22 protein-coding genes and 1 pseudogene are annotated in these 22,553 nt (G+C 66.1%); 11 read left to right on the top strand and 12 right to left on the bottom strand.

From position 1 onward, the window contains the following. The first annotated feature begins 5 nt into the window (after positions 1-5). The 11 genes and pseudogenes from ubiE (at position 6) to NJF35_RS24820 (ending at position 8,093) form a co-directional block, all read left to right on the top strand. Positions 6-776, top strand: coding sequence for a bifunctional demethylmenaquinone methyltransferase/2-methoxy-6-polyprenyl-1,4-benzoquinol methylase UbiE (gene ubiE, locus NJF35_RS07935; RefSeq protein ID WP_225788833.1), 771 nt, complete (start codon positions 6-8; stop codon positions 774-776). Beyond that, the gene (locus NJF35_RS07930; RefSeq protein ID WP_225788832.1) at positions 776-1,399 is read left to right on the top strand and encodes an SCP2 domain-containing protein; all 624 of its coding nucleotides are present in this window, start codon (positions 776-778) and stop codon (positions 1,397-1,399) included. The genes ubiE and NJF35_RS07930 overlap by 1 nt, the downstream gene beginning before the upstream one ends. Continuing rightward, entirely contained in the window at positions 1,396-3,006 is a 1,611-nt protein-coding gene (gene ubiB / locus NJF35_RS07925) for a ubiquinone biosynthesis regulatory protein kinase UbiB (RefSeq protein WP_225788831.1), read from the top strand. The genes NJF35_RS07930 and ubiB overlap by 4 nt, the downstream gene beginning before the upstream one ends. A gap of 73 nt (positions 3,007-3,079) precedes the next feature. Continuing rightward, the gene (gene hisI, locus NJF35_RS07920; RefSeq protein WP_225788830.1) at positions 3,080-3,472 is read left to right on the top strand and encodes a phosphoribosyl-AMP cyclohydrolase; all 393 of its coding nucleotides are present in this window, start codon (positions 3,080-3,082) and stop codon (positions 3,470-3,472) included. Position 3,473: 1 nt separating this feature from the next. Continuing rightward, entirely contained in the window at positions 3,474-3,809 is a 336-nt protein-coding gene (locus NJF35_RS07915; protein ID WP_225788829.1) for a phosphoribosyl-ATP diphosphatase, read from the top strand. Positions 3,810-3,934: 125 nt separating this feature from the next. Further along, positions 3,935-4,213, top strand: a complete 279-nt coding sequence (locus NJF35_RS07910) for a twin-arginine translocase TatA/TatE family subunit (RefSeq protein WP_225788828.1) — start codon at positions 3,935-3,937, stop codon at positions 4,211-4,213. Positions 4,214-4,216: 3 nt separating this feature from the next. Then, positions 4,217-4,585, top strand: a complete 369-nt coding sequence (gene tatB, locus NJF35_RS07905; protein WP_253090946.1) for a Sec-independent protein translocase protein TatB — start codon at positions 4,217-4,219, stop codon at positions 4,583-4,585. Beyond that, positions 4,582-5,373 carry a twin-arginine translocase subunit TatC gene (gene tatC / locus NJF35_RS07900; protein WP_253081633.1) on the top strand — a complete coding sequence of 264 codons (792 nt, stop codon included), beginning with the start codon at positions 4,582-4,584 and terminating at the stop codon, positions 5,371-5,373. The genes tatB and tatC overlap by 4 nt, the downstream gene beginning before the upstream one ends. Continuing rightward, positions 5,370-6,077 (top strand): 16S rRNA (uracil(1498)-N(3))-methyltransferase, encoded by a 708-nt coding sequence (locus NJF35_RS07895; protein ID WP_225790893.1) that lies wholly within the window; start codon positions 5,370-5,372, stop codon positions 6,075-6,077. The genes tatC and NJF35_RS07895 overlap by 4 nt, the downstream gene beginning before the upstream one ends. A gap of 54 nt (positions 6,078-6,131) precedes the next feature. After that, positions 6,132-7,238: pseudogene (locus tag NJF35_RS24825) on the top strand (methyl-accepting chemotaxis protein); the annotation flags it as partial. Next, a complete protein-coding gene (locus NJF35_RS24820; protein WP_410046044.1) occupies positions 7,221-8,093 on the top strand; it encodes a methyl-accepting chemotaxis protein in 873 nt (290 codons plus the stop codon). The pseudogene NJF35_RS24825 and the gene NJF35_RS24820, both read left to right, overlap by 18 nt. A gap of 93 nt (positions 8,094-8,186) precedes the next feature. Here the strand turns inward: NJF35_RS24820 and NJF35_RS07885 are convergent, their stop codons facing one another. The 12 genes from NJF35_RS07885 to NJF35_RS07830 form a co-directional block, all read right to left on the bottom strand. Further along, the gene (locus NJF35_RS07885) at positions 8,187-8,921 is read right to left on the bottom strand and encodes an amino acid ABC transporter ATP-binding protein (protein WP_225790897.1); all 735 of its coding nucleotides are present in this window, start codon (positions 8,919-8,921) and stop codon (positions 8,187-8,189) included. Then, the gene (locus NJF35_RS07880) at positions 8,914-9,891 is read right to left on the bottom strand and encodes an amino acid ABC transporter permease (RefSeq protein ID WP_262923773.1); all 978 of its coding nucleotides are present in this window, start codon (positions 9,889-9,891) and stop codon (positions 8,914-8,916) included. The genes NJF35_RS07885 and NJF35_RS07880 overlap by 8 nt, the downstream gene beginning before the upstream one ends. Before the next feature lie 95 nt (positions 9,892-9,986). Then, positions 9,987-10,784 (bottom strand): transporter substrate-binding domain-containing protein, encoded by a 798-nt coding sequence (locus NJF35_RS07875; RefSeq protein ID WP_225790896.1) that lies wholly within the window; start codon positions 10,782-10,784, stop codon positions 9,987-9,989. Positions 10,785-11,132: 348 nt separating this feature from the next. Next, entirely contained in the window at positions 11,133-13,706 is a 2,574-nt protein-coding gene (mdoH, locus tag NJF35_RS07870) for a glucans biosynthesis glucosyltransferase MdoH (protein ID WP_225790890.1), read from the bottom strand. After that, on the bottom strand, positions 13,699-15,420 hold the full coding sequence (locus tag NJF35_RS07865) for a glucan biosynthesis protein (RefSeq protein ID WP_317235048.1): 1,722 nt from the start codon (positions 15,418-15,420) through the stop codon (positions 13,699-13,701). Before NJF35_RS07865 ends, mdoH begins: the two co-directional genes overlap by 8 nt. A gap of 261 nt (positions 15,421-15,681) precedes the next feature. Continuing rightward, on the bottom strand, positions 15,682-16,119 hold the full coding sequence (gene dtd / locus NJF35_RS07860; RefSeq protein ID WP_225790888.1) for a D-aminoacyl-tRNA deacylase: 438 nt from the start codon (positions 16,117-16,119) through the stop codon (positions 15,682-15,684). Next, positions 16,116-17,087, bottom strand: a complete 972-nt coding sequence (pip, locus tag NJF35_RS07855; protein ID WP_225790887.1) for a prolyl aminopeptidase — start codon at positions 17,085-17,087, stop codon at positions 16,116-16,118. Before pip ends, dtd begins: the two co-directional genes overlap by 4 nt. A gap of 145 nt (positions 17,088-17,232) precedes the next feature. Further along, positions 17,233-18,036, bottom strand: a complete 804-nt coding sequence (gene hutG / locus NJF35_RS07850; RefSeq protein ID WP_225790886.1) for an N-formylglutamate deformylase — start codon at positions 18,034-18,036, stop codon at positions 17,233-17,235. A gap of 10 nt (positions 18,037-18,046) precedes the next feature. Further along, a complete protein-coding gene (gene hutI, locus NJF35_RS07845) occupies positions 18,047-19,252 on the bottom strand; it encodes an imidazolonepropionase (RefSeq protein ID WP_225790885.1) in 1,206 nt (401 codons plus the stop codon). Positions 19,253-19,267: 15 nt separating this feature from the next. Beyond that, the gene (locus NJF35_RS07840) at positions 19,268-20,668 is read right to left on the bottom strand and encodes an amino acid permease (protein WP_225790884.1); all 1,401 of its coding nucleotides are present in this window, start codon (positions 20,666-20,668) and stop codon (positions 19,268-19,270) included. Positions 20,669-20,818: 150 nt separating this feature from the next. Further along, on the bottom strand, positions 20,819-22,351 hold the full coding sequence (gene hutH / locus NJF35_RS07835; RefSeq protein ID WP_225790883.1) for a histidine ammonia-lyase: 1,533 nt from the start codon (positions 22,349-22,351) through the stop codon (positions 20,819-20,821). 88 nt (positions 22,352-22,439) lie between these two features. After that, a partial coding sequence (locus NJF35_RS07830) for a hypothetical protein (RefSeq protein WP_253090963.1) occupies positions 22,440-22,553 on the bottom strand: 114 nt, incomplete at its 5' end.

The raw sequence follows: 22,553 nt of genomic DNA, 5'->3' as shown, positions 1-22,553 counted from the left end.
GCGATATGAACGACCAGCGCAAAGGCGAACCCGCCGAACCCACCACCCACTTCGGCTACCAGGACGTGCCCGAGAGCCAGAAGGCGAAGAAAGTCGCCGAGGTCTTCCACTCCGTGGCCGCCAAGTACGACCTGATGAACGACGTCCTCTCCGGTGGCATGCACCGGTTGTGGAAGCGCTTCACCATCGAACTGTCCGGCGTGCGCAGCGGCAACCGGGTGCTGGACATCGCCGGCGGTACCGGTGACCTGGCCGCCAAGTTCTCGCGCCTGGTCGGCCCGACCGGCCAGGTGGTGCTGGCCGATATCAACGAATCGATGCTCAAGGTCGGCCGCGACCGCCTGCTCGACCGTGGCGTGGCCGGCAACATCGAGTTCGTCCAGGCCGACGCCGAGAAGCTGCCGTTCCCCGACAACCACTTCGACTGCGTGACCATCGCCTTCGGCCTGCGCAACGTCACCCACAAGGAAGATGCCCTGCGCTCGATGCTGCGCGTACTCAAGCCGGGCGGGCGCCTGCTGGTGCTGGAATTCTCCAAGCCGACCAACAAGCTGATGTCGCGCGCCTACGACGCCTACTCGTTCGCCTTCATGCCGCTGGCCGGCAAGCTGATCACCAACGACGCCGACAGCTACCGCTACCTGGCCGAGTCGATCCGCATGCACCCCGACCAGGAAACCCTCAAGGCCATGATGGTCGAGGCCGGCTTCGACCGCGTCACCTACCACAACATGACCAGCGGCATCGTCGCCGTGCACCGGGGGATCAAGCCCTGATGCTCCTGGCCGGCCTGCTCGCCAGCGTCGAGCACGGGCTCAACCGTGTCCTGCGCATGGACAGCACGGCGCTGCCGCGCCTGGCTGCGCTCGAGGGCAAGGTGATCGCCATCGACTGCCAGCAACCGGCCCTGCAGCTGTTCATCCTGCCCGACGCCGAAGGCCTGATGCTCGCCGCCCACTGGGAAGGCGAGGTCGACTGCAGCCTGCGCGCCCCCGCCGGCCGCCTGGCCCAGCTGGCCTTGGCCAGGGACAAGAACGCCGTGCTGCACAGCCCGCAGGTCGAGTTGCATGGCGATAGCGCCGTGCTGCTGGACCTGGTCGGCGTGCTGCAGGACCTGGAGCTGGACTGGGAATACGAGCTGTCGCGCTGGCTGGGCCCGGTGGCCACCTCGCTGCTCGCCGGCCACCTGCGCCTGCGCGCCCGCTGGACCCGCCAGGGCCTGGCACGCTTCTCCCAGAACCTCTCCGAGTACCTGGCGGAGGAATCCCGTACCCTGGTCGGCCAGCGCGAAGCCGAAGCGGCCTTCAGCGAGCTCGATGCGCTGAAGGTCGACACTGAACGCCTCGAGGCGCGCCTGCGCCGTCTCGCCCGATCCCTTGATACCAGCGATAACGCATGAAGCTGCTCGCCGTCCGCCGTCTGTTGCGCATCCAGCGCGTCGTGATCCGCTACCGCCTCGATGACCTGCTGTTCGACCTGCCCCTGCCCTGGTGGCTGATGAGCCTGCGTCTGCTGCTGCCCTGGCGCTGGCTGCCACGCAAGCCCTCCGAGCTCAGCCGCGGCGCGCGCCTGCGCCTGGCCCTGCAGGACCTGGGGCCGATCTTCATCAAGTTCGGCCAGTTGCTGTCCACCCGCCGCGACCTGCTACCCACCGACATCGCCGATGAGCTGATGCTGCTGCAGGACCGCGTACCACCATTCGACCCCCAGCACGCCGTCGCCCTGATCGAGGAGCAGCTCGGCGCCAAGGTCGGCGAGGTGTTCAGCCGCTTCGACGTCGAGCCCCTGGCCTCGGCCTCGGTGGCCCAGGTGCATGCCGCGCGCCTCAAGAGCGGCGAGGAAGTGGTGGTCAAGGTGGTGCGCCCGGGCCTCAAGCCGGTGATCGCCCAGGACCTGGCCTGGCTGTTCCTGATCGCCAAGGGCGCCGAGCGGGTGTCTGCCGATGCCCGCCGACTGCACCCGGTGGAGGTGGTCAGCGACTACGAGAAGACCATCTACGACGAGCTCGACCTGCTGCGTGAGGCGGCCAACGCCAGCCAACTGCGGCGCAACTTCGAAGGCTCCGAGCTGATGTACGTGCCCCAGGTGTACTGGGACTGGTGCCGACCCAAGGTGCTGGTGATGGAGCGTATCTACGGCGTACCGGTCACCGACCTGGCGACCCTGGCCGACCAGCGCACCGACATGAAGATGCTCGCCGAGCGCGGCGTGGAGATTTTCTTCACCCAGGTGTTCCGCGACAGCTTCTTCCATGCCGACATGCACCCGGGCAACATCTTCGTCAGCACGGTCAAGCCCTGGAGCCCGCAGTACATCGCCATCGACTGCGGTATCGTCGGCAGCCTCACGTCCGAGGACCAGGATTACCTGGCGCGCAACCTGATCGCCTTCTTCAAGCGCGACTACCGTCGCGTCGCCCAGTTGCACATCGATTCAGGCTGGGTGCCGGCGCAGACCAAGGTCAACGAGTTCGAGGCGGCGATCCGTACGGTGTGCGAGCCGATCTTCGAGAAGCCGCTCAAGGACATCTCCTTCGGCCAGGTGCTGATGCGCCTGTTCCAGACCGCGCGGCGCTTCAACATGGAGGTCCAGCCGCAGCTGGTGCTGCTGCAGAAGACCCTGCTCAACATCGAAGGCCTGGGCCGCCAGCTGTATCCCGACCTGGATCTGTGGAGCACCGCCAAGCCGTACCTGGAGCGCTGGATGCGCGAGCGCATGAGCCCCAAAGCGGTGTTCGGCAACCTGCAGAGCCAGGTGGAGCAACTGCCGCACCTGGCCGACATGACCCGCGACTTGCTCGAGCGCCTGTCGCAACCGCACCTGCACGACCCGCAACTGCCGGAGCGGCGCCGCCAGGGCGACCGCTGGGCGCTGCGCCTGCTCGGTGCCGGCCTGCTCGCTGGCGGCGCCACGCTCGCCGCCGGAGCCGTCAGCCTCAGCGCACCGAGCGCCTGGCCGGCCTGGCTGATGCTGGCCGCGGGCCTGTACCTGATCGTACGCCGATAGCCAGCCGCGCTGCCGGCTGGCACACTAGCGCAAAGGGCCCGGTACGGGAGCGGGCCTGGTTTTGGAGTCGACGATGAAAGACTGGCTGGACGAGATCAAGTGGAACAGCGATGGCCTGGTACCGGCGATCGCCCAGGATCACAAGACCGGGCGCGTGCTGATGATGGCCTGGATGAACCGCGAGTCCCTGGCCCTCACCGCCGCCGAGCAACGCGCCATCTACTGGTCGCGTTCGCGTGGCAAACTGTGGCGCAAGGGCGAGGAATCGGGCCATGTGCAGAAACTGCACGAAATGCGCCTGGACTGCGATGCCGACGTGATCATCCTGATGGTCGAGCAACTGGGCCATATCGCCTGCCATACCGGTCGTGAGAGCTGCTTCTACCGCGTCTTCGAAGACGGCCAGTGGAAAATCGTCGACCCGGTCCTCAAGGACCCGGATGCCATCTACAGCGCAGGACACTGACATGAGCGACACCCTCAACCGCCTCGCCGAGGTATTGGAAGAGCGCAAGCAAGCGGCGCCCGACAGCTCCTATGTGGCCAGCCTGTACCACAAGGGGCTGAACAAGATCCTGGAGAAGCTCGGCGAAGAGTCCGTCGAGACCATCATCGCCGCCAAGGACGCCGCCGTCAGCAAGGATTGCAGCGATGTCATCTATGAAACCGCCGACCTGTGGTTCCATAGCCTGGTCATGCTCAGTGCGCTGGGGCAGCATCCACAGGCAGTGCTCGACGAACTGGAACGTCGCTTCGGGCTTTCCGGGCATGATGAAAAGGCCGCGCGCCAGCCTTCTGCCTGACGGTATCCTGGGGGTGTTGAACGCCCCCTTCACGACGCAAGGCCACTCCTACAGGGGGCTGCGTCGTACAGAGGGCCTCGTGGGAGCAGCCCCGAAGGTCCACCGACATTTTTCAGGAGTACGAAATGGGTATCTTTGACTGGAAACACTGGGTTGTCCTGCTGATCGTCGTGGTCCTGGTGTTCGGCACCAAGAAACTGAAGAACCTCGGCAGCGACCTGGGTGAGTCGATCAAGGGCTTTCGCAAGGCCATGAACGAAGAAGAGCACAAGCCGGCCGAGCAGGCTCCGCCCCCCGTGCAGCCCACCCAACAGGCGCAGCAGCAAAACAGCGCGCCGCTGAACCCGCCGCACACCATCGAAGGCCAGGCCCAGCCGGCCCAAGAACCGCAGCGGAAAGACTGACTCATGTTCGGCATCAGCTTCGGCGAGTTGCTGCTCGTCGGCCTAGTCGCCCTGCTGGTGCTCGGCCCCGAGCGCCTGCCTGGCGCCGCACGCACTGCAGGCCTGTGGATCGGCCGGCTCAAGCGCAGCTTCAACAGCATCAAGATGGAAGTCGAGCGTGAGATCGGTGCCGACGAGATCCGCCGCCAGTTGCACAACGAGCACATCCTGTCGATGGAACAGGAAGCCCGGCGCATCCTCGACCCGCAAACGCCGCCCGCGCAACCGGCCAGCCCTCCGGCAAGCGGCGACACCCAGGCCGCCCCCGACACCCGCACGCCCGCGGCCCCGACCGCGCCCCCTGAGCCGCCCCAACCGCCACGAGCCCCATGAGCGATAGACCGGAAACCGACCAGCCGATGCCGCTGGTCTCGCACCTGACCGAACTGCGCACCCGCCTGCTGCGCTGCGTTGCCGCCGTGTTCCTGATCTTCGCTGGGCTGTTCGCCTTCGCCCAGCAGATCTACACCCTGGTCTCGGCGCCGCTGCGCGCGCACCTGCCGGCCAATGCGACGATGATCGCCACCGACGTGGCCTCGCCGTTCCTGACGCCGTTCAAGCTGACCATGATCGTCTCGCTGTTCCTGGCCATCCCGTTCATCCTCCAGCAGATCTGGGGCTTCATCGCGCCGGGGCTGTATCGCCACGAGAAACGCATCGCCATTCCGCTGCTGGTGTCGAGCATCCTCCTGTTCTACGCCGGCATGGCCTTCGCCTATTTCCTGGTATTCCCACTGATCTTCGGTTTCTTCGCCAGTGCCACGCCTGAAGGCGTGGCGATGATGACGGACATCTCCAGCTACCTGGACTTCGTCATGACGCTGTTCTTCGCCTTCGGCGTCGCCTTCGAGATCCCGGTGGCGGTGGTGCTGCTGGTATGGATCGGCGTGGTCGAGGTGCAGTACCTGAAGAAAATCCGCCCCTACGTGATCATCGGCTGTTTCGTCGTCGGCATGGTCCTGACCCCACCGGACATCTTCTCCCAGACCCTGCTGGCCGTGCCCATGTGGATGCTGTTCGAGATCGGGATACTGTTCGGCAGCCTGATCCGCAAGCGCAGCCGGGCGCCTGAAACGGCATCGGACGACCCCAACGACCAACCACCAGCGACCCAGCCGTGAACCTGCTGCTACTCGAGGAAGCCGACTTCGTCGCGGCCGACCGTGTGATCCTGGCCGACCGCCGCTTCACTCACATGCAGGAAATCCACCGGGTCGCGGTGGGCGATACCCTGCGTGTCGGGCGCATCGACGGGCCGATGGGCAAGGCCACGGTGCTGCGCCTGGAGGGCCACGAGGCCGAGCTGCAGGTCGTCTGCGACCAGCCACCGCCCGCCAAGCTGCCCCTGACCCTGGTCCTGGCCGTGCCGCGCCCGAAAATGCTGCGCCGCCTGTTCCAGACCGTCGCCACCCTGGGCGTGCCACGGCTGATCCTGGTCAACAGCTACAAGGTGGAAAAGAGCTTCTGGCAGACGCCCTTCCTCGCCCCCGCGGCGATCCGCGAAAACCTCATCCTCGGCCTGGAACAGGCCCGCGACACGGTGCTGCCCGAGGTCATCGTCGAGAAGCGCTTCAAGCCGTTCGTCGAGGACCGCCTGCCATCCATCGCCGCCGGCACCCTTGGCCTGGTCGGCCACCCTGGCCCCTACCCGGCCTGCCCACGTGCCGTGGAAGGGCCAGTGACCTTGGCCATCGGCCCCGAGGGCGGCTGGATCCCCTATGAAGTCGATCTGCTGGGCAAGGCCGGCCTGTCGCCGGTGCAACTCGGTGATCGCATCCTGCGTGTGGAAACCGCCGTGACCGCCCTGCTTTCGCGAATTTTCTGACACTCTCATCAGACCAATCGCCCATTAAGTTTCCTCGCTACAGGCCGATGGTCTATGCAATACAACAACAGTTGCTGCCGAGTTGCCGGGGAGTCGAACATGCATGGTGGGTTTGCCCAGTTCCTGGGAAATATGAGTGTCAATCGCAAATTGGGCCTCGGCTTCGGGCTGGTGCTGATGCTGACCCTGGCCATTACCCTGACGGGTTGGCTTGGCCTGGACAGCGTCATCGACCGTGGCGACAAGCTGGGCAACATCTCGCTGATCCACGAGAGCACCCAGGAGCTGCGCATTGCCCGGCAGCAGTACGATCGCAACCGCGACCCGGCGTCCGCGACAGAGCTGGAGAAGATCCTCGATCGCCTCGAGCAGCAGGTGCAAGCCATGCTGGGGCAGATCGAGCACCCCGCCGATCAGCAGCGCCTGCAGCAGCAGCGGGAGGCCGTGCGCCAGTATCGCCAGGCCTTCTCCGAGTTCAGGCAGGCCGACCAGCGCCGCAATGCCAGCCGCGACGTGCTGGGCGACAGCGCCGACCGGGCGGCCGAGCTGATCGACAAGGTCCAGCAGCGCCTGCTGCAGACCGGCGATATCAGCCAATACCATGAAGCCGTGAAGGTCGCCGCGCAGCTCCAACAGGCGCGCTTCCAGGTACGCGGCTACACCTACAGTGGCCGGGCACAATTCCAGCAGACCGCGCTCGAGGCCATCGACCAGGCCATGCCTGTGCTCAAGGCGCTGCCCGACAAGGTGGCTGGCGAGCATGCCAGCAGCCTGCAGGAAGCCGCCAGCGCCCTGGCCGCCTACCGCGATGCGGTGGTCCAGGTCGGCAATGCCCAGGCCGCCAGCGAGCAGGCCCTGCAGCGCATGGCCGAGGAGGGCACGGTGTTGCTGGACACCAGCCAGGCCATGACCGTTTCGCAAACCGAAGTGCGCGATCAGGGCACCCGCCAGGCCAAGCGCACCCTGGCCGGCGCCACGGCCCTGGCGGTACTGCTGGGGGTGTTGGCGGCCTGGGCCATCACCCGGCAGATCATCGTACCGCTGCGCCAGACCCTGGCAGCCGCCGAGCGCGTGGCCAACGGCGACCTGAGCCAGGACCTGCTGGTGGCGCGCCGCGACGAGCTGGGCCAGCTGCAGGCCAGCATGCAGCGCATGACCCAAGGCCTGCGCGAGCTGATCGGTGGCATCAGCGACGGCGTCACGCAGATCGCCAGCGCTGCCGAGGAGCTTTCCGCAGTCACCGAGCAGACCAGCGCCGGGGTCAACAACCAGAAGGTCGAGACCGACCAGGTGGCCACCGCCATGAACCAGATGGCCGCCACCGTCCACGAGGTGGCGCGCAACGCCGAGCAGGCCTCGGAAGCGGCGGTGATGGCCGACCAGCAGGCGCGGGAAGGCGACCGGGTGGTCGCCGAGGCCATCGCCCAGATCGAGCGCCTGGCCGGCGAGGTGGTCAACTCCAGCGAGGCCATGAACCAGCTCAAGGCCGAGAGCGACAAGATCGGCAGCGTGCTCGACGTGATCAAGGCGGTGGCCCAGCAGACCAACCTGCTGGCCCTCAACGCCGCCATCGAGGCGGCCCGGGCCGGCGAGGCTGGCCGCGGCTTCGCCGTGGTCGCCGACGAAGTGCGCAGCCTGGCCCAGCGCACCCAGCAGTCGACCGAGGAAATCGAGGAGTTGATCGCCGGCCTGCAGAACGGCACCCAGCATGTCGCCAGCGTCATGGACAACAGCCGGGCACTGACCGACAGCAGCGTCGACCTGACCCGCCGCGCGGGTGGCTCGCTGGAGACCATCACCCGCACCGTGTCGTCGATCCAGGCGATGAACCAGCAGATCGCCACGGCAGCGGAGCAGCAAAGCGCCGTGGCCGAGGAGATCAACCGCAGCGTGATGAACGTACGGGATATCTCCGACCAGACCTCGGCCGCCAGCGAAGAGACCGCCAGCTCCAGCGTCGAATTGGCCCGACTGGGCACTCACCTGCAGGGGCTGGTGGGGCGTTTCCGGCTCTGATAGCTACAAGCTGCAAGAAAGAGCAGAGCGGTGATGGCAGTTCCATCCTCGTTCGGCTTGTTCTTGCAGCTTGTAGCTTGCAGCCCGGGGTAGTCAGAGGACCTGGCGCAGGAAGGCCTGGGCGCGTAGGTCCTTCGGGGCGGCGAAGAATTGCTGGGGTGGGGAGTCCTCCAGCAGCTTGCCATGGTCGAAGAACAGCACGCGGTCGGCCACCTCACGGGCAAAACCCATCTCGTGGGTCACGCAGACCATGGTCATGCCTTCCTGGGCCAGGGTCTTCATGACATCCAGCACCTCGCCGACCATTTCCGGGTCGAGCGCCGAGGTGGGCTCGTCGAACAGCATGACCTTCGGGTCCATCGCCAGGGCACGGGCGATAGCCACCCGCTGCTGCTGGCCGCCAGAGAGGCGCGATGGATACTCGTTGGCCTTCTGGCCGATACCCACCTTTTCCAGCAGAGCCTTGGCCTTGGCCTCGCGCTCGGCCTTGCTGCGCTTGCGCACCACCTTCTGCGCCAGGCACAGGTTCTCCAGCACGGTCATGTGCGGGAACAGGTTGAAATGCTGGAACACCATGCCGACTTCGCGGCGATAGGCGTTGATGTCGGTCTTCGGGTCGTCCAGCGGCAGGCCGTCGATGGACACATGGCCCTCGTCGAAGTGCTCCAGGCCATTGAGGCAGCGCAGGAAGGTCGACTTGCCCGAACCCGAAGGGCCGAGCACCACCACCACCTCGCCCTTGGCCACGCAGGTGGTGACGTTGTCCACCGCGCGCACCACCTGGCCACGGGTGTCGAAGACTTTTACCAGGTCACGGACTTCAATCACTTTGCGCAAGCCTCCGCTCGAGCCGGCTGGCGAGGTGCGACAGCGGCAGGTTGATCAGCAGGTACAGACCTGCCACGCAGAACCAGATCTCGAAGGTCGAGAACGACGTGGTGATGGCCTCGCGACCGCTCTTGGTCAGCTCGGTGATGGCGATCACCGACACCAGCGAGGTGTCCTTGACCAGGCTGATGAACTGCCCGGCCAACGGCGGCAGCACGCGCTTGAAGGCCTGGGGCAGGATCACGTGGCGCATCGACTGGCCGGCGTTCAGGCCCAGCGAGCGGGCCGCCTCGTTCTGGCCCTTGGCGATCGACTGCACGCCGGCGCGGACGATCTCGGCCACGTAGGCGCCGGTGAACAGCGCCAGCGCCGCCACCCCGGCGAACTCGCGGGACAGGTTGAGCACGGTGCCGATGAAGAAGTAGAAGATGAAGATCTGCACCAGCAGCGGCGTGCCGCGCACCAGTTCGACATACACCGTGGACAGGTCACGCAGGGTCGGGTTGTTCGACAGCCGGCACAGGCCTGCGAACAGGCCGATCACCAGGCCCAGGGCGCCGGAGACCACCGAGATCCACAGCGTGGTCCACAGCCCCCAGGCCAGCGGGCCGGCGGCCCAGTGGCGGGTCACGCCAACCTGGTCACCCTCGGAGACATCGTCGCCGCGGCTCAGTTGCAAGCTGTCCTTGGCCACATCGAGCACCTGCTCGTCGCCGTTTTCGTCCTTCAGCGTGACACGTGCGCTGTCACCGGAAACGACGATGTCCTGCACGGTACCGTAGCCAGCGGCACGCTGCGCTTCCTCGGCCTTGTAGACGAAGTACTGCGGTACGCGGTTCCACCGCCACTCGTAGGAGATCATCGAAGTGGCCAGGTACAGGCTGAACGCCAAGCCCACCAGGACCAGGGCGGTCAGTGCATGCCAGGGCCACTGGGCTTTCTTGTGTTTGATCACGTGGATACTTCCCATTAAGCGGCAAGCCGCAAGCTACAAGCGGCAAGAAAAAGCGGGCCGTGCACCGATCCGCTTCTTCTTGCCGCCTGCAGCTTGCGGCTTGAAGCTGCTTATTCCATTTCCTTCAGCCAGTCCTTGTTCTTGAACCACTTGTCGTGGATACGATCGTAGGTCCCGTCATGCTTGATCTGGTGCAGGAAGTTGTTGATGAAGTTGAGGCTGTCGTAGTCGCCCTTCTTCAGGCCGAACGCCAGCGGCTCGTAGGTGAAGGGCTCGTCCAGGAACAGCAGCTTGCCGGCACCGGCCTTCTCCACCGCGACCACGTTGTACGGCGCGTCGTAGACGAAGGCATCGGCCTTGCCGTTGACCACGTCCATCACCGCTTCCTGCTCGTTGTCGTAGCCGTGGTACTTGGCCTTGCTGATCAGCTTCTTGGCCACCATCTCGCCGGTGGTGCCGAGCTTGGAGGTGATGCGGTACTTCTCGTTGTTCAGGTCCTTGTACGACTTGATCTCGCCCGCCAGTTCCTTACGGATCAGCAGGGTCTGGCCGACGACGATGAAGGGCTCGCTGAAGTTCAGGCGCAGGTTGCGCTCCTGGGTCAGGGTCATGCCGCTGCCGATCATGTCGAACTTGTTGGTCAGCAGGGCCGGGATGATGCCGTCATAGGCGGTGGAAACGGTCTCCAGCTTGACGCCCATGGACTTGGCCATGGCCTTGAGGATATCGACCTCGAAACCGATGATCTCGCCGCGCTTGTTGGTCATCTGGAACGGCATGTAGGTCGGGTCCATGCCGACCCGCAGGCTGCCACGCTTGACCGCATCGTCGATGGCGCCCGCTTGGGCGGCCGAGACCGCGACCAGCGCGGTGACACCCACCAGCAGTCGCGACAGGTATTTCTTCATCATCACCAGGTCCCCTAGCAAAGAAATTGCGAATTTTATTGTTGGTACGGCCGTACCGGCCGCAGCGGAATATCGGAGACGGATGCTAACGCATGGTGGCCCTGGGACCTAGAGCCGAGGGGGACTTTGTTGGCCAAAATCCATACAGGCACGCATATTGGGGAGCCCTAATCGCCGGCAAGCCGGCCTCCACCGGTACTCCACCAGGCCCAAGGGCAGTGGTGAACCTGTGGAGGATCACCCAGCCCGTTGGACGGCGCTGTCGCGCAGAACAGCGGCCGAAAGAGCAACGAGGACTGTGGGAGCCGGCTTGCCGGCGATTGGGCCGCAAAGCGGCCCCGGCGGCTATCAGGCCCCCACCAGCGAAGGCCTTACCTCGTTCTCAGGATGCAATGGCAGCAACGGCGAGTGCGGATCGTTGGCGATGGAGCTGCGCCAGACATCGATCCACGCCGCGTTGTGCTCGGCCCAGACCCGCTCGTGCAGGCGCGAGAGGGCCACCGGGTCGCTCAGCAATGCCAGGCGGGTGTTGCCGTCCAGCCCGTCGGGGCCGGCCTCCAGCGCCTTGGCGATGCGCTCGGCACGCAGCGCCTCGATCGGTGCGGCCTGGCCGTGGCGGGCGGTGCCCATGGCGCAGGCCAGGGCGTTCTGCCGTGGGTCGACCACGGCCCGGACGAAACCGTCGTGCAGGGCGTGCCAGCGGTTCTCGTGGGTGTACTGGTCGGTGGCCAGCAGCTCCTGCGGCGTGGCGTACTCCTCGGGGATGAGGAACAGCTTCTCGTCCTTGGCGCTAAGGCCCAAGCGCACGCGGCTGGAAATCACCGAGACCGGGATCGACAGCACCAGGGAGCCGACGATCGGCGCCAGCCACCACAGGAAGCTCGGGTTGAGCCAGGCCACCAGCGCCGCCCAGGCGATGCCCAGCAACGTCTGCGGGCCGTGGCGGCGTACCGCCTCGCTCCAAGGGGTGGAGTCGTCGTCACGCTGCGGCGAGTTCCAGGTCGCCGCCCAACCGAGGAACGCCGCCAGGACGAAACGGGTGTGGAAGATCATCCGTACCGGCGCCAGCAACATGGAGAACAGCATCTCGGCCAGCATCGACAAGGTGACCTTGATGCGCCCGCCGAACTCGGTGGCGCCCTTGGCCCAGATCAGGATGACGCTGAGCAGCTTGGGCAGGAACAGCAACACGATGGTGGTGGAGAACAGGGCGATAGCCTTCTCCGGGTGCCACTGCGGCCACAGCGGGTAGAGCTGGAACGGCTCGATGAAGTATTGCGGCTCCATCAGCGTATTGGTCGCCAGCAGTGCGGTCGACAGCACCAGGAAGAAGAACCACAGCGGTGCCGACAGGTACGACATCACCCCGGTGAGGAACACCGCGCGGTGCACCGGGTGCATGCCCTTGACCAGGAACAGGCGGAAGTTCATCAGGTTGCCATGGCACCAGCGGCGGTCGCGCTTGAGTTCGTCGAGCAGGTTCGGCGGCAGCTCCTCGTAGCTGCCCGGCAGGTCGTAGGCGATCCATACGCCCCAGCCGGCACGGCGCATTAGCGCGGCCTCGACGAAGTCGTGGGACAGGATCGCCCCGGCGAAGGCACCCTTGCCCGGCAGGGGTGCCAGGGCACAGTGCTCGATGAACGGCTTCATGCGGATGATCGCGTTGTGGCCCCAGTAGTGCGACTCGCCCAACTGCCAGAAATGCAGGCCAGCGGTGAACAGCGGGCCGTAGACGCGGGTGGCGAACTGCTGGATGCGCGCATAGAGGGTGTCCATGCCCGAGGCCTTGGGCGCGGTCTGGATGATGCCCGCATCCGGGTTGGCCTCCATCAGGCGCACCAGGCTGGTCAGGCACTCGCCGCTCATCACGCTGTCGGCGTCGAGCACGACCATGTACTTGTACTCGCCGCCCCAGCGCCGGCAGAAGTCGTCCAGGTTGCCGCTCTTGCGCTTGACCCGGCGACGGCGGCGGCGATAGAAGATGCGGCCGAAGCCCTTGGCCTCGCGGCACACCTCCAGCCAGGCCTGCTGCTCGGCGACGGCGATGTCGGTGTCGTTGGTGTCGCTGAGCACGAAGAAGTCGAAGCGATCCAGGTCACCGGTGGCGGCCACCGACTCGAAGGTCGCGCGCAGGCCGGCGAAGACCCGTGGCACGTCTTCGTTGCAGATGGGCATGACGATGGCCGTACGCGCATCCGCCGCGATCGGCTCGCTGCCGGCACCGCTGCCGGAGATACGGTATTTGTCGCGGCCGGTGAGCAGCTCGAGAAAGCCCATCAGCGCGGTCCAGAAGCCCGCCGACACCCAGCAGAACAGGATGCCGAAGAGGATCAGGATGGAGGTCTGCAAGGCATAGGGCCAGACCTGCACCACGGTGTCCCACAGCGACTGGGCGAGGATCTCGTCGAGGTCGACGAACGACCAGCCCTGGTACGGCAGGATACCCTTCATGTACCAGCCGGCGACCAGGGTCTGGCCGATCATCAGCAGCAACAGGATGTAGCGGCGCAGCGAGCCGACCCGGCGCCAGCGCGCAGGCGGCAGTTCGCGCTTGGGCGGCTGCGGGGCGTTGCTGCGGCCGGTCAGGCGACGCCACAGGCGCACCAGGATATTGGTGCGCCAGGGCTCGGGAAGCACCCGGGTACGCTTGATCGGCGGTGCGATCTTCAGGCACAGCCGGCCGTTGCCATCGACGCCGAGCATCTCGGCGTCCTCCAGCTCGGCGGCGCTGCCCACGGTCAGGCGTGGGCCGATCGAGGCCTGCACGGCCTCGTCGGGGCTGGCGGCCGGATGGGCCGCCAGGCGTTGGTGCAACTCGCTGAACGAGGCGCAGCTGGCGAGTTCCGCGCGCTGCTCGTCGCTCAGGGGGAGATGGGCCAGGTATTCGCCAAGCGATTCTGGCCTTGCGCTTGAGTTACTCATCGGCAGGCAACTGATAGCTCCAGGTCTCGGTCAGCACCTTCTCGGTGGTGGCCGGGGCCCCGTTGGTGGGCGCCGCATCGGCGGCAGGTTGTTCAGCCTCGCGGGCCTTCTCGGCCTTGACGGGCTTGGCGACGGCCTTGTCCTGCTTGCTGGCCTTGGCTGGCTTGGGCGCCTCGACCGGCACGTCGCGCACCAGCGCGGCACGCATTTCGGTGGACTTGCCCGGGTCCTTGACCTTCAGCCGCAGGGTCAGGCGCCAGCCCTTGGTCTCGGGGTTGTAGCGCAGGTTGTTCTCCACCACCTCGGCGTTGTCGCCGACGCTGACCTGGCTGCGCAGCGCGGTGTCCTCCGCCAGGGCCGCCAGCGCCGGGCCCTGGAAGTCGACCAGGAAGGCCACGCTGCCATCGGGCTGGCGGATCAGGTTGGACTGCTTGACGTCGCCGGTAGAGCGCATGGTCTGCTTGACCGACCCCAGGTCCGGTGCCTGGAAGCGGGCCTCGTCGATGGTCCAGTGCAGGCGGTAGTCGTACTCGAACGGCTTGCCCGGCTCAGGCAGCTTCTCCGGGCTCCAGAAGGCGACGATGTTGTCGTTGGTCTCGTCGGCGGTGGGGATCTCGACCAGGTCGACGGTGCCCTTGCCCCAGTCGCCACGCGGCTCGATCCAGGCGCTCGGGCGCTTCTGGTAGTTGTCGTCGAGGTCTTCGTAGTGGCTGAAGTCACGCTGGCGCTGCATCAGGCCGAAGCCACGCGGGTTCTCCACGGTGAAGCTGCTCACGGCCAGGTGCTTGGGGTTGTTCAGCGGGCGCCACAGCCATTCGCCGTTGCCGGCATGGATCGACAGGCCTTCGGAGTCGTGCAGGGCCGGGCGGTAGTTCATGACTTTCGACGGCTGGTTGGGGCCGAACAGGAACATGCTGGTCAGCGGGGCGACGCCCAGGCGGCTGACAGGCTCACGCAGGAACACGCGCGACTTGACGTCGACGATGGTGTCGCTGCCCGGGCGCAGGATCAGCTTGTACGCGCCGGTGGAACGCGGCGAATCGAGCAGCGCGTAGATCACCAGGTGCTTGTCGTTGGGCTTGGGCTTCTCGACCCAGAACTCGGTGAAGCGCGGGAACTCCTCGCCCGACGGCAATGCGGTGTCGATGGCCAGGCCACGGGCCGACAGGCCATAGACGTGGCCCTTGCCGACCACGCGGAAATAGCTGGCGCCGAGCAGGGTCATGATCTCGTCCTGCTTGTCCGCCTTGTTGATCGGGTAGAGCACGCGGAAACCGGCATAGCCCAGGTGCTTGGTGGTTTCCGGGTCATGCGGGACGTCGCCGAACTCGAAGCGGCTCGGGTCGTACTTGATCTCCTGGACCGTGGTGGCGGTGACTTCGTTGATCTTCACCGGCGTGTCGAAATGCATGCCCTGGTGATAGAAGGACAGCTTGAACGGCGTCTTGTCCTTGGCCCACTCGGCCTTTTCCTGGATGAAGCGGATCTTCTGGTAGTCCGCGAACTTCATGTCGCGGAAGACCTCCGGCAGGTTGCTCTTCGGTGCTTCGTACTTCTGGCCGGCCAGATCCTTTGCCTTGGCTGCAACATCGTCAAGATTGAATGCCCAGAGTTGGCCAGCGCTCATCAGGCCGACCAGCGCCACGCCAGCCGCCAGGGCCTTGCGCAGCCGATTGCCGGGAATTCTTGGTGCATTACAGGGACTTACAATCACGAGCAACCCTCGCCGAAAACAGATCATGAAACCAACGGCCAGCGACAAATGCCGGGTTGGCGAGCACTGTTCGGACCCCGTACGGGCGCAATGATTCCCCAAACGGATCCAGACAATGCTCGAGTCAAGGTGAAACGAGCCCACGAACGGGGCTCTCGCAGCGCGCGATTATCCAGCAGGCCGCGTTACAACGCATCAGGCTGAACACACTATTTATCGTATGAACCCCCTGGATTCATGTAGCCACAGGGTTCTTTAAGCTCACATTTGCAACATTAATGTTACAGGGCCATCATTGACCAGATGCACCTGCATGTCAGCGCCGAAACGACCGCTGGCGACATCGCCATGGGCCGCCTTGGCCTGCGCCAGCAGGTAGTCGAACAGCTCGGCGCCGAGGGCCGGTGGCGCGGCGGTGGAAAAGCTCGGGCGCATGCCGTTGCGGGTGTCGGCGGCCAGGGTGAACTGGGACACCAGCAGCAGGCCGCCGCCGATATCCTTGAGCGACAGGTTCATCTTGCCCTGGGCATCGCTGAATACTCGGTAGTTGAGCAGTTTGTGCAGCAGTTTGTCGGCGTGCTCGCGGGTGTCCTCGGGCTCGACCGCCACCAGCACCAGCAGGCCCTGGTCGATGGCACCGACCACCTCCCCCGCCACTTCGACCCGCGCACCGCGGACACGTTGCAGCAGCCCTTTCATGCTTCTTCCAGGGGCAGGTCGAGCAGGCGCCGGGCCATCTGGTCGGCGGCACGTACCAGGGCGTCGGTGATGCCCGGCTCGGACGCGGCATGACCGGCATCGCGGATCACCTTCAGCTCGCTGTTCGGCCAGGCCTGGTGCAGCTCCCAGGCGTTGTCCAGCGGACAGATCACGTCGTAGCGGCCATGCACGATCACCGCCGGCAGGTGGGCGATCTTCGGCATGTCGCGGATCAGCTGGTCTGGCTCCAGGAACGCGTTGTTCATGAAGTAGTGGCACTCGATACGGGCGATCGACAGCGCCCGCTGCGGCTCGGAGAAACGATCGACCACCAGCGGGTTGGGGCGCAAGGTCGCAGTGCGCCCTTCCCAGGTCGACCAGGCCTTGGCCGCGTGCATCTGGGCGATCTGGTCGTTGCCGGTGAGGCGCTTGTGGAAGGCCTTGACCAGGTCGTCGCGCTCGTGCGCCGGGATCGGTGCGATGTAGTCCTGCCAGTAGTCGGGGAACAGGCGGCTGGCGCCTTCCTGGTAGAACCACTGGATCTCCTGGGGACGGCACAGGAAGATGCCGCGCAGGATCAGGCCATGGACCCGCTCGGGGTGGGTCTGGGCGTAGGCCAGGGCGAGGGTGGAGCCCCAGGAGCCGCCGAATAGCACCCATTTGTCGATCCCCAGGTGCTTGCGGATACGCTCCAGGTCCTCGACCAGGTGCCAGGTGGTGTTGTTCTCCAGGCTGGCGTGGGGGCTGGAGCGTCCGCAGCCGCGCTGGTCGAAGGTGATGATGCGGTACAGGTTGGGATCGAAGTAGCAGCGGCTCTGGGCATCGCAGCCGGCGCCCGGGCCACCGTGGATGAACACCACCGGCAGACCCTCCGGCGAACCGCTTTCGTCGACATACAGCACATGCGGCGCTTCCACGGCCAGATCGTGCCGGGCGTAGGGTTTGATCTGCGGGTACAAGGTCTGCATTGCGCACTCCGTGTGAGGATTTAGTCTGCCGTTGGGCATCATAAACCTGAATTGCGCTTTGAGCATGTGTCGTGGTGAATCAGCAGGGTTTTGCGCCGGTCTCACCGCCCCCTTCGCGGGCAAGCCCGCGAAAAGGACCGACAGATCAGCGCCCGTAGCGCTCCCTGCCCCAGGCCAGCACCGTCTCCAGCAACCGCCGTAGCACCACCTGGGTCGGCTGGGCCAGGTCATGGCGGTAGGTGAACGGCTCGACCTCTTCCATGTAGGTGCTCTGCGCCAGTTCCAACTGCACGGCGTGGATGTCGTTGGCCGGGTCGCCGTAGTGACGGGTGATGTGTCCGCCCTTGAAACGCCCGTTGAGCACATGGCTGTAGCCCGGCGCTTCGGCGCAGACCGCTTGCAGGCGCTCGGCCAGGGCCGGGTCGCAACTGGCGCCGTTGAAGGTGCCGAGGTTGAAGTCCGGCAGCTTGCCGTCGAACAGGTGGGGAACGTGCGAACGAATCGAGTGGGCGTCCCACAGCAGCGCATAGCCGTGGATCTCGCGCAGGCGTGCCAACTCACGGCGGAGGGTGTCGTGGTAGGGGCGCCAGACCTGTTCCAGGTAGGCCTTGCGCTCGTCGGCGGACGGCTCGAGACCTGCCTTGAACAGCGGCTCGCCATCGAACAGCGTCGCCGGGTACAGGCCCGTGGTGGCACCGGCGTACAGCGGCTTGTCGTCGTCCGGGCGGTTGAGGTCGATGACGAAACGCGAATAGTGCGCCGCCACCACGCTGGCCCCCAGTTCCTGGGCGAAATCGTACAACTGCGGGATGTGCCAGTCGGTGTCGGGCAGGCTGCGCGCCTGCTCGACCAGGCCGTCGCGCACCGCAGGGGTCAGGTCGAGCCCGGCATGCGGCATGCTGACCAGCAGCGGCAGTTGGCCCTGGTGAAAACTCAGTACCTTGTCCATGTCGCCTCGCTCAATTGGATATCTCATGGCCCAGGCGCACCACGCGCTTGGGCAGGTCACCGCCGAGCCAGTAGGCCAGGTCGGCGGGGCGCTCGATCTGCCAGGCGACGAAGTCCGCCACCTTGCCCACCTCCAGCGAACCATGGCTGTCGCCCAGGCCCAGTGCCATGGCGGCATGCAGGGTGACGCCGGCCAGGGCTTGCTCCGGGGTCATGCGGAACAAGGTGCAGCCCATGTTCAGCATCAGCCGTAGCGACAAGGCCGGCGAGGTGCCGGGGTTGAGGTCGCTGGCCAGGGCGATCTTCACGCCGTGGCGACGCAGGGCATCCATCGGCGGCAACTGGGTCTCGCGCAGGAAATAGAAGGCGCCGGGCAGCAGCACGGCGACGGTGCCGGCCGCAGCCATGGCGATGGCATCCTCCTCGGTCATGAACTCCAGGTGGTCGGCCGACAGCGCCTGGTAGCGCGCCGCGAGGCTCGAGCCATGCAGCGACGACAACTGCTCGGCGTGCAGCTTGACCGGCAGGCCCAGCTCCCGCGCCTTGATGAACACTCGCTCGACCTGCGCCGGCGAGAACGCCAGGTGCTCGCAGAAGGCGTCCACCGCGTCCACCAGTCCTTCCCCGGCCAGGGCCGGGAGCATCTCGTCGCAGATATGCGCGATGTAGTCGTCGGCCCGCCCGGCATACTCCGGCGGCAGGGCATGGGCAGCCAGACAGGTGCTGCGCACCGTCAACGGCAGCTCCTCGCCCAGGCGCCGGGCGACCTTCAGCATCTTGCGCTCGTTGGCCAGGTCCAGGCCGTAGCCGGACTTGACCTCGATCGTCGTGACGCCATCGCGCATCAACGCCTGGACCCGCTGGCGGGCACTGGCCAGCAGCTCGTCCTCGCTGGCCGCGCGGGTGGCCCGCACGGTGCTGGCGATGCCGCCGCCCTGGGCGGCGATCTCGGCGTAGCTGACACCCTGCAGGCGCTGCTCGAACTCACCGCTGCGGTTGCCGCCGAACACCGCGTGGGTGTGGCAGTCGATCAGCCCCGGGGTGACCCAGGCACCGCCCAGGTCCACCGTGCGGTCGGCCTCGACCACAGGGCGATCGTCGCGCGGGCCGATCCACTCGACCAGGCCAGCGCTGGTGATGATCGCCGCGTCCTCGATGATCGAGTAGCGGCCCTGGGCCAGGGTCGCCACATGACAATGCTGCCAGAGGGTTCTCATAAAAGGTCTCCGTGTCTAGCGGTGCAGCTCGGCCGGCTCGCGCACCGGTTCGCCCTGCCCGGCCCGCGGCTTGCACCAGAGCAGGTAGGAGGCGACCAGGAACACCACCCAGAGCACGCCGACGATCAGCGCCGCCTGGGTGTCCGGGAAGTAGCCGAGCACGCCAAAGATGAACAACATGAAAACGATGGCCATGGCCGGCCCGTACGGCCAGAACGGTACCGGGAACTTCAACTGCGCCACCTGCTCGCGGCTCATGCTGCGGCGCATGGCCACTTGGGTCACCAGGATCATGAGCCATACCCATACGGTCGCGAAGGTGGCGATCGAGGCGATCAGCAGGAACACGTTCTCCGGGATCAGGTAGTTGAGCACCACGCCCAGCAGCAGCGCCGCGCCCATGACCAACACGGTCAGCCACGGCACGCCATGCCGGGAGACCTGGGCGAAACCGCGTGGCGCATGGCCTTGCTGGGCCAGGCCGTACATCATGCGGCCAGCGCCGAAGATGTCGCTGTTGATGGCCGACACCGCCGCCGAGATCACCACGACGTTCAGCAAGGCCGCCGCCGAGCCGATCCCCAGGTGGCTGAAGATCTGCACGAACGGGCTGCCCTGGCTGCCGATCTGCGGCCAGGGGTACAGGCACATCAGCACGAACAGGGTGAGGATGTAGAACAGCAGGATACGCAGCGGCACGGCATTGATGGCCTTGGGGATGACCCGCTGCGGGTCCTTGGCCTCACCGGCGGTGATGCCGATGATCTCGATGCCGCCGAAGGCGAACATGACCACGGCGAAGGAAGCGACCAGGCCGGCGATGCCATTGGGCATGAAGCCGCCATGGGCCACCAGGTTACTCAGGCCGATAGCGTTGTCGGCACCCACTTGGCCGAGGCCGAAGGCCATGATGCCCAACCCGGCGAGGATCATCGCGACGATGGCGCCGACCTTGAGCAGCGACAGCCAGAACTCCATCTCGCCGAACACCTTGACGTTGCACAGGTTCAGCCCGCCGATCAGGAAGACGATGCCCAGCACCCAGATCCAGCGGGGCACCTCGGGAAACCAGAAGCCCATGTAGATGCCGAAGGCGGTGACGTCGGCGATGCAGACGATGATCATCTCGAAAGCGTAGGTCCAGCCCAGGACGAACCCGGCCATGGGCCCCAGGTAGGTGCTGGCGTACTGACCGAAGGAGCCGGAGACCGGGTTGTGCACGGCCATCTCACCGAGGGCGCGCATGACCATGAACACGGCCGCGCCACCGATCAGGTAGGCCAGCAGCACGGCGGGGCCGGCCATCTGGATGGCCGAGGCGGAGCCGTAGAACAGCCCGGTGCCGATGGCCGACCCCAGGGCCATGAAGCGGATGTGGCGGGCATTGAGCCCGCGCTTGAGACCTTCTTGTTGCATATCGCGTCCTTATTCTTGTTCTGGTCCTGAAGCGAAGGGGCCGCTTCGCGCCCCATCGCCGGCAAGCCGGCGCCCACAGGTATCGCGCCGACCTTGGGAGCGGCGCCAGCCCTGTGGGAGCCGGCTTGCCGGCGATGAGGCACCGCAGAGCTAGAGGCTCGGCAATACGCCCGCGGGCAGCAACCCGGTCAGGCAGCCCTTGGCCAGCAGCGCGGCGGCCGCTTCGATGTCCGGGGCGAAGAAACGGTCGCGGTCATAGTGCGGCACTTCGCGGCGCAGGGCCTGGCGCGCCTGCTCCAGCTTGGTCGAGGTCTTCAGGCCTTCGCGCAGGTCCAGGCCCTGGCAGGCACCCAGCCATTCGATGGCGAGCACCCCACGGGTGTTCTCGGCCATCTCCCACAGGCGCTTGCCGGCGGCCGGGGCCATGGACACGTGGTCTTCCTGGTTGGCCGAGGTCGGCAGGCTGTCGACGCTGTGCGGGTGCGACAGGGCCTTGTTCTCGCTGGCCAGGGCGGCAGCGGTGACCTGAGCGATCATGAAGCCGGAGTTGACCCCGCCGTTTTCCACCAGGAACGGCGGCAACTGGGACATGTGCTTGTCCATCATCAGCGAAATGCGGCGCTCGCTCAGGGCACCGATCTCGGCGATGGCCAGGGCGATGTTGTCGGCAGCCATGGCCACCGGTTCGGCGTGGAAGTTGCCACCGGAGATCACGTCGCCTTCGGCGGCGAATACCAGCGGGTTGTCCGACACCGCATTGGACTCGATCGCCAGCACTTCGGCAGCCTGGCGCAGCTGGGTCAGGCAGGCGCCCATGACCTGGGGCTGGCAGCGCAGGGAATACGGGTCCTGCACCTTGCCGCAGTTCTCGTGGGACCGGGACACTTCGCTGCTGTCGCCCAACAGGTCGCGGAAACACGCGGCGGTGTCGATCTGGCCGCGCTGGCCGCGCACTTCATGGACGCGCGCATCGAACGGCGAGCGCGAGCCGAGCGCCGCTTCCACGGTCAGGCCACCGCAGGCAATGGCCGCGGCGAACAGGTCTTCGGCCTGGAACAGGCCGCGCAGGGCGTAGGCGGTGGACGCCTGGGTGCCATTGAGCAGGGCCAGGCCCTCCTTGGCGGCCAGGGTCAGCGGCTCCAGGCCGGCGACCGCCAGGGCCTCGCTGGCCGGCAGCCACTGGCCCTTGTAGCGGGCCTTGCCTTCGCCGAGCAGGACCAGCGACATGTGCGCCAGCGGCGCCAGGTCGCCGGAGGCGCCAACCGAGCCCTTGAGCGGGATGTGCGGATAGACCTCGGCGTTGACCAGGGCGATCAGCGCATCGATGACCTTGCGACGGATGCCGGAGAAACCACGGCTGAGGCTGTTGATCTTCAGGACCATGATCAGCCGCACCAGGTCGTCGTCCAGCGGGGCACCGATGCCGGCGGCGTGGGACAGCACCAGGGAACGCTGCAGGTTCTCCAGGTCGTGGCTGGCGATGCGGGTCGAGGCCAGCAGGCCGAAACCGGTGTTGATGCCGTAGGCGGTACGGTCCTCGGCGATGATGCGCTCGACGCAGGCGACGCTGGCGTCGATGGCCTGGCCGGCGCTGGCGTCCAGTTGCAGGCGCACCGGCGCTGCATGGATGGCGCGCAGTTGCGCCAGGGTCAGGGTGCCGGGCTTGAGGGTCAGTTCGGTCACTTCGCTACTCCAATTCGCAGGGGGCCCGCAGGCCCCTTCTTGTTATTTCAGTATCAACGTAATTCGGCGACAACCCAAAGAACGTCGATCAGCCCGTGATCATCGGCAGGTCCAGGCCCTGCTCCTTGGCGCAGTCGATAGCGATCTGATAGCCGGCGTCGGCGTGGCGCATCACGCCGGTGCCCGGGTCGTTGGTCAGCAC

Origin of the sequence: Pseudomonas guariconensis (assembly GCF_024127895.1) — a bacterium.
Lineage (GTDB): Bacteria > Pseudomonadota > Gammaproteobacteria > Pseudomonadales > Pseudomonadaceae > Aquipseudomonas > Aquipseudomonas guariconensis_B.
The sequence above is the reverse complement of the archived record's forward strand: the minus strand, read 5'-3'. Positions and strand labels throughout refer to the sequence as shown.